The organism is Streptomyces sp. NPDC041814 (assembly GCF_055590565.1).
This window is the reverse complement of the sequence record NZ_JBVJAM010000004.1, coordinates 323,938-336,355: the sequence shown is the minus strand read 5'-3', so window position 1 is coordinate 336,355 and position 12,418 is coordinate 323,938. Positions and strand designations below refer to the sequence as shown.

11 protein-coding genes are annotated in these 12,418 nt (G+C 72.5%); 4 read left to right on the top strand and 7 right to left on the bottom strand.

Going from position 1 to position 12,418, the window contains the following annotated elements; all coding sequences use genetic code 11:
* Positions 1-22 precede the first annotated feature (22 nt).
* The gene (locus ACZ6C6_RS13990) at positions 23-583 is read left to right on the top strand and encodes a YrhB domain-containing protein (protein WP_469202393.1); all 561 of its coding nucleotides are present in this window, start codon (positions 23-25) and stop codon (positions 581-583) included.
* 28 nt (positions 584-611) lie between these two features.
* Here ACZ6C6_RS13990 and ACZ6C6_RS13985 read toward each other — a convergent pair whose 3' ends face one another.
* Positions 612-851: a DUF5133 domain-containing protein gene (locus tag ACZ6C6_RS13985; protein WP_469202391.1), complete on the bottom strand. Its 240-nt coding sequence runs from the start codon at positions 849-851 to the stop codon at positions 612-614.
* 235 nt (positions 852-1,086) lie between these two features.
* Positions 1,087-1,989, bottom strand: a complete 903-nt coding sequence (locus ACZ6C6_RS13980) for a DUF3626 domain-containing protein (RefSeq protein WP_469202389.1) — start codon at positions 1,987-1,989, stop codon at positions 1,087-1,089.
* Positions 1,990-2,111: 122 nt separating this feature from the next.
* On the opposite strand from ACZ6C6_RS13980, the gene ACZ6C6_RS13975 reads away from it, so the two are divergent.
* The 3 genes from ACZ6C6_RS13975 to ACZ6C6_RS13965 are packed head-to-tail and all read left to right on the top strand — an operon-like array spanning position 2,112 to position 3,497.
* Positions 2,112-2,660: a hypothetical protein gene (locus ACZ6C6_RS13975; protein WP_469202387.1), complete on the top strand. Its 549-nt coding sequence runs from the start codon at positions 2,112-2,114 to the stop codon at positions 2,658-2,660.
* A gap of 37 nt (positions 2,661-2,697) precedes the next feature.
* Positions 2,698-3,039 carry a hypothetical protein gene (locus tag ACZ6C6_RS13970; RefSeq protein WP_469202385.1) on the top strand — a complete coding sequence of 114 codons (342 nt, stop codon included), beginning with the start codon at positions 2,698-2,700 and terminating at the stop codon, positions 3,037-3,039.
* Between the two features lie 11 nt (positions 3,040-3,050).
* Entirely contained in the window at positions 3,051-3,497 is a 447-nt protein-coding gene (locus ACZ6C6_RS13965) for a glutaredoxin domain-containing protein (protein WP_469202383.1), read from the top strand.
* Between the two features lie 10 nt (positions 3,498-3,507).
* On the opposite strand, the gene ACZ6C6_RS13960 is transcribed toward ACZ6C6_RS13965, so the two are convergent.
* From ACZ6C6_RS13960 to ACZ6C6_RS13940, 5 genes are all read right to left on the bottom strand, one after another.
* Entirely contained in the window at positions 3,508-4,395 is an 888-nt protein-coding gene (locus ACZ6C6_RS13960) for an NAD-dependent protein deacetylase (protein ID WP_469202381.1), read from the bottom strand.
* A gap of 39 nt (positions 4,396-4,434) precedes the next feature.
* A complete protein-coding gene (gene rph, locus ACZ6C6_RS13955) occupies positions 4,435-7,035 on the bottom strand; it encodes a rifamycin-inactivating phosphotransferase (RefSeq protein WP_469202379.1) in 2,601 nt (866 codons plus the stop codon).
* A 194-nt stretch (positions 7,036-7,229) separates the two neighbouring features.
* Positions 7,230-8,237, bottom strand: a complete 1,008-nt coding sequence (locus ACZ6C6_RS13950) for an adenylate/guanylate cyclase domain-containing protein (protein WP_469202377.1) — start codon at positions 8,235-8,237, stop codon at positions 7,230-7,232.
* The gene (locus tag ACZ6C6_RS13945; protein WP_469202375.1) at positions 8,234-8,683 is read right to left on the bottom strand and encodes a universal stress protein; all 450 of its coding nucleotides are present in this window, start codon (positions 8,681-8,683) and stop codon (positions 8,234-8,236) included. The genes ACZ6C6_RS13950 and ACZ6C6_RS13945 overlap by 4 nt, the downstream gene beginning before the upstream one ends.
* Before the next feature lie 135 nt (positions 8,684-8,818).
* Positions 8,819-12,409 carry a S8 family serine peptidase gene (locus ACZ6C6_RS13940; protein WP_469202373.1) on the bottom strand — a complete coding sequence of 1,197 codons (3,591 nt, stop codon included), beginning with the start codon at positions 12,407-12,409 and terminating at the stop codon, positions 8,819-8,821.
* Positions 12,410-12,418: the final 9 nt, after the last annotated feature.

Sequence of the window (12,418 nt, the reverse complement as noted above, 5' to 3'; positions counted from 1 at the left end):
GTGCGTGCGGAAGGCTGCCGGGGTGATCGACCGGGAGACGGCGGTGCGCCTCGTCGAGGAGCAGTTGGAGCGCGAACACCGCGAGTGGCTGGCCAAGGGCGTCGAGCAGCCTGCCGTGGCCGTGGGCGACGTCGAGGAACACGAGCTGGTGTGGATCGTGTCCTGGCAGTCCGTGAAGTACCTGCGGACCGGGGCCTTCGGGGACATGCTGCTGGGCACCGGACCGTATCTGGTCGACCGCGTCGACGGGAGCCTGCACAGCATCGGCGCCGTCTCGGCGATGTCCGGCGCGTGGATGGACGACTACCGCGGCCGGATCCGGGGACTGCCCGTCCGGACCGCGGTGGACGACCTCCACGACGCCGTGCGGGCGGCCGCCGCCGAGCACGGACGGCTGTACGCGGTGCGGATGCTGCGCCGGAAGCTGCCGGGCCTCTCGCCCTCGGCGGCCGCGAATTACGCGCGCACGCTGCTGGACGGCGAGCCGCCCGCGCACTTCGTGGCCGCCGCGACGGCGGAGCTGGTGGAGCCCGTCAACCCGGTCGAAAGGGTGCGGACCATCCGGCCGGGCCGCGCGACCTAGAAGCACGGTCCCACCTCGGGGGCGTGCCTCAGACCGGCACGGCGTCCGAGTGGTCGGCCTCCGTGGCGGAGGCGCCTCGGCTCAGCAGGGCGTCGGCGGTGCTCAGGGCCTCGCGCACGTCACTGACGCCCGTCATGACGCACAGGGTGTACGCGGTGTCCTCCCGCTGCCGGATGGTCTCCGGGGTGGAACGGCGCTCGTCCTCGATGACCGCGTCGGCGTATCGGGACAGTGCGGCACGCAGGTCTGCGGGCGTGGGAAGCAGCACAGCCAACTCCTCTCAACTGAACTGACCCTCCCGAGCCGGTGGGCGGCCGGGGCAGGGGTGTCGCTGACGACGATCATCGGATTCCCCGTCATACGCAGACCATTCCAACCGTTTTCGGCCGAAGAAGAATTCCCGCGACACCCTTGACAGCGCCGTCACGGGGCACACGTGCCCCATGGCCGGGGCGGCCGCCCTGCGGATGTGGACACCCAGCCCCGCACGGCAGGCCCCCCGGTCATTCGTCCTTTCCCGCCGGCACCGGCTCACCGGACGACCCGGTGACCTCCCCGCTCCGGTCCTCGTGCGGGAAGCCGAAGCGTGCCAGGCAGTGCCACACCTTCTTGACCGCCTGCGGGTCGAAACGCCCCGAGCGCGCCGCGTCCCCGACGACACGGGGGTCGAGGAAGCCGTCCACGGCGATGGCCGCGCCCAGGTCCACGTACTCCTGCCCCCGGTAACCGGGGTGCCGCCGCAGCTCGTCCACCGCCAGGCGGAACCCCGGGTGCCACTCCACCGCACAACCCAGGCGCCCGGCGGCCGCTTCCACCTCGGAGCCCCGGTAGCAGGGGTCCAGGACCAGCGCGTCCACATGGGAGTCAGGACGGACCGGGCCGTGCACCTGCGCCTCGATGTAGTCGTCGAGCACGTCCTGCTCATCGGCCAGCGCGAGGGCGATCAGGCCCATGCGCGCGGCGACCCCGAAGTCCGTGGGTTCGAGAAAGCTGTCCGGATAGCAGAAGGTCGTACGCTCCACCGCCCCGGCGTCCAGCCGGAAGTGCGCGGAGCCGAACCTCGGCGCTCCGCCGACCGGGTACCGCCGGAAGTTCAACGCCCCGTAGACGGGCCGCTCCGCGGCCGGCGCGCTGTCGTAGGCGCCGCCGAAGATCCTGCTCTCCCAGCGCCACCGGTCGCCGCCCGGATGGGCGGTGAGACCGCCGTTGCTCGTGCCGGTCACGAACTGCGAGGAGTAGAAGCCGGTTTCGGCCATCGTCTCCAGCACGGGCCTGCCGTCCAGCAGCCGGTCCGGGTGGAAGTTGAGGGTCACGCGCACGGCCGGGTCCGCCGCGGGACCCGAGGCCAGGGCCGCGACATGGGCGAGGGCACGCCGCTGGGACGCGCCGAAGGAGTGGGAGCTCATCGGCACAGTCTCCCCGCAGGCGGCCGACGGGCGCACGGGGATTTTGCACCGCTCAACCGGCCGCGCGATGCCGGAACGTTATGGTTTCTCCGCCGTGCAACAGGACCGACCGGGGGGCCTTCGTGAGTCTGACCGCACAGATACTGCCGCTCGCGGGCGTCGCCGTGGGGGCCGTCACCTCGTTCCTGGTGACCAGCGCCAACGAGCGTACGAGATGGCGCAGACAGCAGTCCGTGCGGTGGGACGAACGCCGCCTCACCGCCTACGCCGAATACGCGCACGCCGTCAAGGAACTGGCCGCGCGCTACCAGATGCTCGCCGCCGGCCGGGGACTCACGACCGGCCCCATCCCCGTGGAGGCGACGCCCGAGGTCCTGGCCGAGGTCGGCCAGCTGGAATCGCGGCGCTCCGCGCTCTCGGAGACGCTCGGCCTGCTCGGCGACACCGAGGCGAACACCGCCTCCAAGTCAGTGGACCACTGCCTGTGGCGGCTGGAGGCCCTGGCGCGGGGGGTCGAGACCTCGGTCGAGCAGGACTGGGACCAGGCGTACCGGCAGTTCCGGCAGGCGCGCGACCGTTACGTCGGCCGTGCCCGGGCCAGCCTCGGTGTGCCGGGGGCCGTCGCCCGCGCCGTGCCGTGGCCGGACGACTGGCGCCCCTCCGCAGGCTGAGCGGCACCGCCACGGCGTGCGCTACGTTCGTGGGGTTATGGACGACGACGCCGAGGCACCCTTCATCGACCCGGAGTCGGACTACCCGTGCTGCTGGTTCTGCCCCGCGCTGCGGCTGCCGCGCACCGGCTTCCTCGTCGCGGACCGGCCCAGCCGGGACTGGCCGTTCGACGCGGCGGACGGCTTCCGGTACACCGTGGAGGGCCGGACCCCGGTCTGCGTCCACCCCGGCCGGGTCGGCCTGGCTGCGGAGCTCACCGCCCGGACCTATGCGGACCCGCCGCTGCCGGACCCCGGGCCCGAGCACCCGGACGGGCGCCCGCGCCGGTGGTGGCGGCTGCGGCGGCCCGGCGTCCGGTCCGCACCGGCGCGCCGGTAGCCTGGGGCGCCATGACGCGTGCCTGGCTCCTGCCGATCCTCTTCCTCGCCTCCGGAGCGGCCGTCGCCGCCGGGCTCATCGCCAAGGGGAGCACCGGTGAAGGCGTCGTCCTCCTGGTGGCCTTCGCGTTGCTCGCGGGCCTGAACTCGCCCCTGGTCTTCCCGAGGTCGGTCAGCGCGGCGGAGGCCCGGCGCCGCAGCGCTGCCGACGGCCGCCCCATCGTCTTCTGGCGGCCGGGCTGCACGTACTGCCTGCGGATGCGGTTCCGGCTCCGCCGGCACGCCCGTCGGCTGCACTGGGTCGACATCTGGCGCGACCCCGAGGCCGCCGCCGCGGTGCGGGCGGTCAACGACGGCAACGAGACCGTGCCGACGGTCTTCGTGGCGGGGCGGCCCCACACCAATCCGGACCCGGCGTGGGTGCGGGAGCAGCTCACGCCCGCCGAGCGGCGGGGCTGAGGGCCGCTCCTCAGTCCTCTGCGCGAAGCCCCAGCCGGTCCGCCACCGTCCCCAGGGCCGCCCCCAGCGGAAGCCCGATCCGCGCGACGGCCTGAGCGTCGCCCCGGGTCGGCTCCCGGTTGACGATGAGCACCGGCTTCCCGGCCCGCGCCGCCTGCCGGACGAACCGGAGCCCGGACATCACCGTCAGGGAGGAACCCAGGACGAGCAGCGACGACGCCGCCCGGACCAGCTCGCGGCAGTGCTCGACCCGCGCCGGGGGCACCGACTCACCGAAGAACACCACGTCCGGTTTGAGGATGCCGCCGCAGACCGCGCACGGCACCACCCGGAAGTCCCCGACCTGCTCGTCGGTGAGGTCGGCGTCGCCGTCCGGATTGACCCCGGCCGCCACCGGCTGGAAGCCGGGGTTCGCCTCCTCAAGGCGCCGCGCGACCTCCCGGCGCGCGACGAACGTGCCGCAGTTCAGGCAGACGACCCGGTCCAGGCCCCCGTGGAGCTCCACCACGTCCTCGCTGCCGGCGGCCTGGTGCAGCCCGTCGACGTTCTGGGTGATCACCCCGGACAGCGCACCCCCGCGCCCGAACGCGGCCACCGCCCGGTGGCCGGCGTTCGGAAGGGCACGCCGGAACGTCTTCCAGCCGAGGTGGCTGCGCGCCCAGTACCGCCGCCGGGCCCGGGCACCGGACGTGAAGTCCTGGTACGTCATCGGCGTGTGCCGGCTCAGGCTTCCGCCCTCGCCCCGGTAGTCGGGGATGCCGGACTCGGTCGAGATGCCGGCCCCGCTCAGCACCAGCACACCGCCCCGGCCGAGCGCTTCGACCACGGGTTCCAGGTCGGTGGTGGCCGGGGGCAGCCCCTCGGTGGGGGTCCAGCTCAGTGTGGGGCGCATGCGCATGCGTCCAGGGTACGGAACCGGCCACCGCTTGCCCCGCCGTCAGGACAGCAGCTCGATGTACCCGTCGGTGCCGTGGACGCGGATGCGCTGTCCGTCCCGGATGCGGCGCGTGGCGTGCTCGACGCCCACGACGGCCGGGAGGCCGTACTCCCGGGCGATCACCGCACCATGGGTCATCAGGCCGCCCACCTCGGTCACCAGGCCCGCGATCCCGACGAACAGCGGGGACCAGCTGGGGTCCGTGAAGGTGGTGACCAGGATGTCGCCCGCTTCCAGGTCCGCCTCGGCCACGTCCAGGATCACGCGGGCCCTCCCCTCGACGGTCCCGGCGGAGACCGGCAGCCCGTTCAGCGCTCCCTCCGGCACGTCGTCGCGCCGGTACGCGCCGTTCACCGCCTCGCCGTCCGAGGTCAGCACCCGGGGCGGGGTGAGCGCGCCGTACGCCCGGAACTCCTCCTTGCGGCGCCGGATCAGCTCCTGGTCCACCGAGCCGGAGCGCACGGCGTCACCGAACTCCTCCAGGGTGAGGAAGAAGGCGTCCTCCCGGTCGGCCAGCACCCCGGCGCCGACCAGGCGGTCGGCCTCCCGCACGAGGGCCTGCTTGTAGAGGAAGTAGCGGCAGACGATCCCGTACTTCGGGTACTCGCGGTAGCCGATGAAGGTGCGGACCCGGTCGATCATCGCCTTGGTCTCGTCGGCCTTGCGGTCCCCGTCCGGAAGCGCCCGCAGCCGTGCCAGCACGTCCCGTTCCTTCGCCAGAGCCTTCTGCCGCCCCTCCTCGAAGCGCCGCGCGGCCGTGTCCGGCCCGAAGAGCCGTACGTTGTCGAGGATCACCGGCACGAGAGCGGTGGGACGCTCGCTCCAGCGCGGCCGGGTGATGTCGATCTCGCCGACGCACCGCATGCCGTACCGGTCGAGATACGCCTCGATGGCCGCGCGCGCCTCCGCCCCGCCCGCGACCTTCCCCAGGCCGTCCAGGAAGCCGTCGTCGTCCCCGGCGCCCCGCAGATACGCCACCGCCTCCGGGTGCGGGCGGATCGCGTCGGCGACATCGAGGAGCGCGAGGCCCATCTCCGAGGTCACGTTGTCGGGGGCGGACAGGGTGAGCGTGTCGGCCGCGTTCTTCTCGCCGAGCCATTCGAGCAGCTTGTCGTTGAGCCACCAGGTGGACTCCATGCCCGCCATGATCGCCTGCATGCTCACGGGGTCGCCGAGCACCCGTTTGTGCTCATCGAAGGCCGTCGGCAGGAAGTCGAAGAGCGCAGGACCGGTGTGCTTCCGGATGTCGCGCGCCAGGGCGGCCACGGACGCCTCGCTGCGCGCGATCAGCCCGGCGACGACGGCCCGGTCGGTCGCGATCGGGTCGGGCGCGCCTCCGGCCGGGGGCGCGGCGGGCGCCGGATCCGGGAGCACCGGGACGAAGCCGGGGCGGGCGAGGACGGTCTCCAGGGCGTCCCTGACGAGCGGGTCGCCCTTGCCCATCATCTCCAGGAGCCCGGCCCGGACCGAGGGCGGGCCGAGGCGCCGGGTGACGTCCACGAAGAGCCGCCCGCCGGCCTCCAGCATCGGAGCCATGGCGGTCTGCCGCCACATCGAAAGCCCCAGGGGTTTCATCGCGTCGGTCATCATCTGCTGATGTCCGACGGAGACGTATACGTGGTTCTCGCCGTCGTGCGCCTCCGGGACGGGGAACAGCGTCGTGACCGGCCGGCTCTGCACGATCCGGAACCCGTCGTCGGACAGACACCACTCGATGTCCTGCGGGCGGCCGAAGTGCGCCTCGATCCGCCGCCCGAGCCGGACGAGCCCGAGGACCTGCTCGTCCGTCAGCGCCGGCTCCTCCCGCAGGCGCGCGTCGACCGCCACCACCCGCGTGCCCCCGCCCGCCAGGGCCTCGACCGCGCGCTCCTTGGCGGCGATCGACCTGGTGGTGATCTCGTCGTCGCGCACGGTGAAGACGTCCGGGTTGACCAGGCCGGAGACCAGGGCCTCGCCCAGCCCGAAGCCTGCGTCCACCGTGGCGTCCTTGCGGTTGCCCGTCACCGGGTCGGCCGTGAAGAGGATGCCCGACGCCCGCGGAAACACCATCCGCTGCACGACGACGGCCATATGCACGGCACGGTCGTCGATGCAGCCCCGCCGCCGGTACGCCACGGCCCGCTCGGTGAACAGCGACGCCCAGCACCGGCCGATGTGCCGGAGCACCTCCTCCGGGCCCACGACGTTCAGATACGAGTCCTGCTGTCCCGCGAAGGAGGCCGTCGGCAGGTCCTCCGCCGTCGCGCTGGACCGCACGGCGTACGCGGCGTCCTCGCCGTGCCGGGCGAGTGCGCCGGTGACCGCCGCCACCAAGCCGTCCGGGAGGGGGAGGCCCTCGATGGTCCGCCGGATCCCGGCGCTCAGGGTGCGCACGGTCTCCCGGTCGTCCGGGTCCACGTCCGCCAGGCGTTCGAGCTGTTCGGCGACCGCCGGTTCAGAGCCGACGACGTGCCGGAAGGCGTCCGTGGTGACACAGAACCCGTCCGGCACCCGGATGCCCTCGATCCGCGACAGCGTGGCCAGGTGTGCGCCCTTGCCGCCGACGGCCGCGACCGGCGCCCCGTCGGCCTCGTTCAGATCCCACACGTACCGCTCGCGCACGCAGCGTCCTCATTTCCGCAGGTCGGGGTGGTCAGGTCGTAGATTCTGCGGCACCCCCCGGCCCTTGCCGCAAGCCCCCCGGTGCGCTATATGTTGGGTACGGCAGGGAGAGGGTTCTCCCTGCTTCCTGTTTTTGTACGCCGTTCCGGGTGCGCGGCCCGCCATCGGCGCGCGCCCCCGCCCGCCTCATCGGGTCACGCGGCGGGCTTACCCCTCCGCAGCAGCACCGGCCGCAGCCGGCTGTAGCCGCGCACCGACACCGGGCGCAGCGGCCGCAGCGTGTATCCCGCCATCCCCACCAGCTCCCCGGCGAGCGCGGTGTTGACCAGCACGGACGCGGGGCGGGCGACCGCCGTGAGCCGGGCCGCGACGTTGACCGCCGCCCCGTAGACGTCACCGAAGCGGCCGATCACGGGGCCGTGGGCCAGACCGGTCCGCACCTGCGGCAGCTTCGGGTCGGCCTGGGCCCGGGCCGACAGTTCGAGGCCGATTCCGGCGGCGTCGGCCGCGGACTCGCAGACGAAGAGCACCTCGTCACCGATGGTCTTCACCACCTGGCCCCGGCCCTCGGCCACCACATCGCCGGTCATGGTCTCGAACCGGTCGAGCACAGCCACCAGTTCGGCGCCGTCCAGGCCACGCGTCATCCGGGTGTAGCCCACCATGTCGGTGAACCCGACCGCGCGGTCCCGGACATGGGCGCCGTCGCCGGCCACGACGCCGTCCTCCCGCTCCTCGGCGGGCAAGTGCCCGGCATGCGCGACGAGATGGCGGCGCCAGACGTACCGCTGGAGGCGTTCGATCTCCGGCAACAGCGCCGCCATGTGCGCCAGGAGGGCTTCCCGGCCGGGCGAGGTGTCGTCGGCCCGCCCCATCCAGTCCCGCAGGGTGTCCACCTGCCAGTCCGCGAGCCGCGAGAGGTGGTGGCCCAGGGCGCGGGCCATCAGCGCCTCGCTGTGCTCGGTGATGAGCCCGGCCGCGATGAGGCGTTCCCCCGCGCGCAGGGCCTCCACGTCGGCGTCGGTGAACACCCTGGCGTCGTCGTCCAGCGCCGGGAACCCGAGCGCGCGCCACACCCGTACGGCCCGCTCGAACTCCACCCCGGCGCGCTCCGCGACGTCCCGCCGCGTCCAGACCCGGCCCCCGCCGAGCAGCACCTCCTCGACGGACCCCGCCCCTGCGCCGTCCGGCTCCCCGCTCACGTGGTGTGCACGATCAGGACGTCGAGGCCGGCCTTCCTGGCGACGTCCGCCGGCACGGAGCCGAGGAGCCGCCCCGCCAGCGACCGCAGCCCCCGGTTGCCCACCACCAGGAGGTCGGCCGAACACTTCCGGGCCGTCCGTACGAGCGAGGGCACCGGCTCACCCTCCACGGCGACCGTACGCACCTGCGACGCGCCCTGGAGGCGCGCGCGGTCTCTCGCGGTTCTCAGTGTCTCCTCGGCCGGCGCCGAGCCCACCACCTGATACGCCTCGGCTCCCAACTGGTCTTGTGCGACAGCCAGTTCGGGGCCGCGCATGGGAGCGTACGCGCAGGTGATGACGAGCTCGGCACCGCAGACGGCGGCGAGGCGTGCGGCGGCCTCGACGGCCGCGTACGAGGATTCCGATCCGTCCGTGCCGACCAGCAGGGTCCGATAGGCGGTCAAGGCAAACTCCTTACTCTGAAGTAAACTTACTTCAGAGTAAGCTACGGGCCCCGGTGCACCCGGGCAAGAGTGCGGCGGGCCCGCCCCGGAGCTGTCTCCGGAACGGGCCCGCCTGTGTGCCTACTACCCGCTGAATCAGCCCGTCAGGTCCGGGCGCTGGGTCACCCGAATTGAGTTGACCAGCGTCTCTCCGGTGATCGCCTCGAAGGCGACGTTCAACTGACCATCCGTCACCTTGACGGTGAACGTCTTGAACAGAGCGGTGCGGACACCGCCCGATTCCAGCCGCACATCCACGTCCGGAACCTTCTCCGTCCCCTCGGCGAGCACATCGAACACGCGCGCGCCCGGCTTCGTCCCGGCGGCCTCGGCGAAGCCGAGCTCCACCTGGTAGACACCCGAGGGGACCTCGTCGAACCGGTACTCAGCAACACCTTCACGCCCCGAGCGCAGCAGCTGCTGCGCCGGGGAGCTGCCGGCGTCGGCGATGTCCTTGCGCGTGTAGGTCAGCGCGGTGTTCTGGCCGGTGAACCCGAACGCGCCCTCCGCATAAGTGCGGTCCGCGCTCCACGCGTCGCCGAGCGCGTCCACCGAAGCGAAGTCCGCACCCACGTCGACGCCCTGCTGATAGGCCGGAACCACCAGCTTCAGCGGCAGCGAGAGCGACGGCGCACGCGCGCTCCGCGAGGTCAGCAGGAGCGTGCCGCTGTACACGGTGCCCGGCTTCGCCGCCGCCGTGTCGAAAGTCAGCGTCACCTCCTGCCGGCCGCCCGCCGCCAGTGTGCCGGAAGCGGGGGCGATCTTCAGCCAGGAGGCGCCGGACTTCTCCGCGACGGTGTACTGCGCGGCCGAGCCGTCGTTGGTGAGCGTCAAAGTGCGCTCGCGCTGTTCACCGACGGGTACGGTCAGCTGCCAGCCGTCCGCGTTGTCGGCACGCACCGCGCCGGTGTTCAGCGCGGTCTCGGTGCGCAGCGCTGACAGGCTGTCCAGCGCGGCACTCCGGCTCGCGGTCGTGTAGTCCGGCGCCGAGACCGTGATCTGGTGGGTGGCGTTCTCCGTCACCGGAATCTGTGCCAGATACGCGCCGTCCGGCCGTGTGGTGGCAGTCCCGACGGTGGTACCGGCCCGCGTGACCTTCACAGCGGCGCCGGAGACCGGCTTCCCGTCATTCGCGTCGGTCACCGTCCCGGACACCGCGGCGTGGCCCTCCGGCCGGAACCGGATCGCCATCCCGTCGCGCAGGGAGAGCTCGTTGTACGAGTACTGCAGCGCGTCCGTGCCGTCGTGGTTCTCGGCCCCGATGGTCGCGCCCGCGCCCTGCTCGAAGCCCTTCTCGCTCGGGTCGAGGCCCTTGTAGTGGAAGCTGTACGTGCCGTCCTCACCGATCACCGCGGCGAACCCGACGCGCTGTGTGGTGTCCCGGGCGATCAGCATGTCCCGCCACTCGACCACGTACTCCCGGTGCGGCGCGGACCCGCGCACCGCCGTGTAGACGCCGGAGGAGGCGTCCATGGTGAGGTTGTCCCAGAACGGGAAGAGCGCACCGTTGGCGCCTCCCTTGGCCGGCAGTGGACCGTTGTCGTTCAGCGCGAGGTAGCCGAAGATCAGCTGTCCGTCGCGGGCGACCCACCCCTTGTCGTAGGTGTGGCCGTACAGCGCAACGGGGAACGGCAGGGTGACGGCCTGGTACGCCGGCAACGGCAGGGCGATGCCGAGCTTGTCCTCACCGGTCGGATACTGCGCCGACACCTGCCGGCAGGTGGTGCCGAAGGCGTCGGTGCGCGAGACGAGGGCGACGTCCTTCGCCGTGGAGCCCGCCGCCACGTCGGTGACGATTCCGACGGCCGCTGCGCAGTGGTTGAGCGGGGTCAGGCTGATCCGGTAACTGCCCACGGGCAACGTCAGCTTGTACGTGCCGTCGGACGCCGTGGAGGCCCGCACCGGCGTGCCCTGCACCTTGATGGCGACGTCCGCCTCGGTGCCGGAGTCGCTGCGCACCGTCCCGGTCAGGGTGCCCGTGGGGGCGGTGGCCAGCGCGACATCGTGCACGGCGGATCCGCCATCGGTGACGGTGAGCGTGGCCGACGCGGTGACGTATCCGAACTTGGTGACGGTCACCGTGTAGTCGCCGGACACCAGACGCGGGAAGGCGTAGGTGCCGTCCTTCTTCGTGGTCAGGGTCGCCCGCGTCGGACCGGTCACCGAGACCTCGGCGTCCGGGATGCGGTCGCCGCCCGCCGTGACCGTGCCCGTCAGCGCGCCGACGTGGTCCCGCGGGGCCGCCTCGACGGCCTTGTACGCGTCGAGCCGGCCCTCGCCGTAGACGTTGTTGAAGTCCGCGGTACCCCCGCATGAGGTGTCGTCCACGTCGATCGCGGAGTCGTTCAGTACCCCTTCGGTCGCGGTGACGTCGCCGCGCAGGGCGGGGGCGGCCGACCAGAGCAGAGCCACCGTGGCGGCGGTGTGCGGCGAGGCCATCGAGGTGCCCGACTTGGCGGCGTAGCCACCGCCGGGGACGGCCGAGCGCACATTCACACCCGGTGCGGCGATGTTCGGCTTGACCGTGCCGTCGACACCGGGACCGCGTGACGAGAAGGACGCGATCTTGTTGTTGTTGTCGAAGGCACCCGAGGCGTACGTGTTGGTGTACGCACCGGGGGAGCCGGCCGTGTCGCAGTACGGGCCGGTGTTGCCGTTGGAAAAGGCCGGGAAGATACCGGCGTCCCGCCAGGACTGCACCATCGCCTGGTACCAGGTGTCCAGGCTGTCCGCGCCCCACGAGTTGTTGATGACGTCGGGGGCGAGGTCCGGGCGGGCGTTCTCGCCGTCCGCGTCGGTCGGCGCGAGCATCCATTGCCCGGCGGCGAGCAGCGCCTCGCGCGGGCAGCCTGCCGGGGTGCACGCCTTCGCCGCGATCCAGCGGGAACCGGGTGCCACTCCGATCGCGTTGCCCGCGCCGTCATCACCGACCATCGTGCCCATGGTGTGGGTGCCGTGCCCGATGTCGTCGCAGGGCGCGGCCGTGCCGCAGGTGCGGGTCGCGTCGAACCAGTCGTAGGCGTGGTCGTACGAGCCATCGGCCTTCATGCCCCGGTACGAGGCCGCGAGCGCGGGATGCCGGAAGTCGACACCCGTGTCGATGCTGCCGATGACGATGCCGTCACCGCGCACCCCGAACTCGTCCCAGACCTTGGGCGCGTTGACGCGGTCCACGTTCCACTCGATGCCGTCGACCTTGGCTTCGTTGGTGCCGTTGACCGCGGGGGGCAGCGGAATGGTGTCGTCGGCCGCGATCGACGCGACGTCGGAGCGGGCGGCGATCTTCGCGGCCAGGCTCTTGCTTCCGGTGACCTTGACCGTGTTGCTGATCCAGTACGACTCGTAGGACGCCCCGGCCTTCTTCAGCAGGGCCCTGAGCCCCTGCTGCGAACTCTTGGCGTACGCGGTCTTCGCCTTCAGGACCGCACCGCCCCGGCCCGCCTTGGTAGCCGCCTTCTTCGCCGCCGAGGTATCGGCCTGCGAGTCGAGCTGCACCCAGAACGACACCCTGCCGTGCTGCGTGAAGTCCTGGAGCAGGGCGCCGTCGGCCTTGCTCCGCAGGGCCGTCGGGATGGTCGGTTCCGGCTCGGCGGCGGCGGCCGGGAGCGTGCCCAGGACGGGTGCTCCCAGTGCCGTGGCCAGCGCGGTGACGAGCAGCCCCCGCCACCGGGATCTGGGTCGGTTCACGTCTGTCGC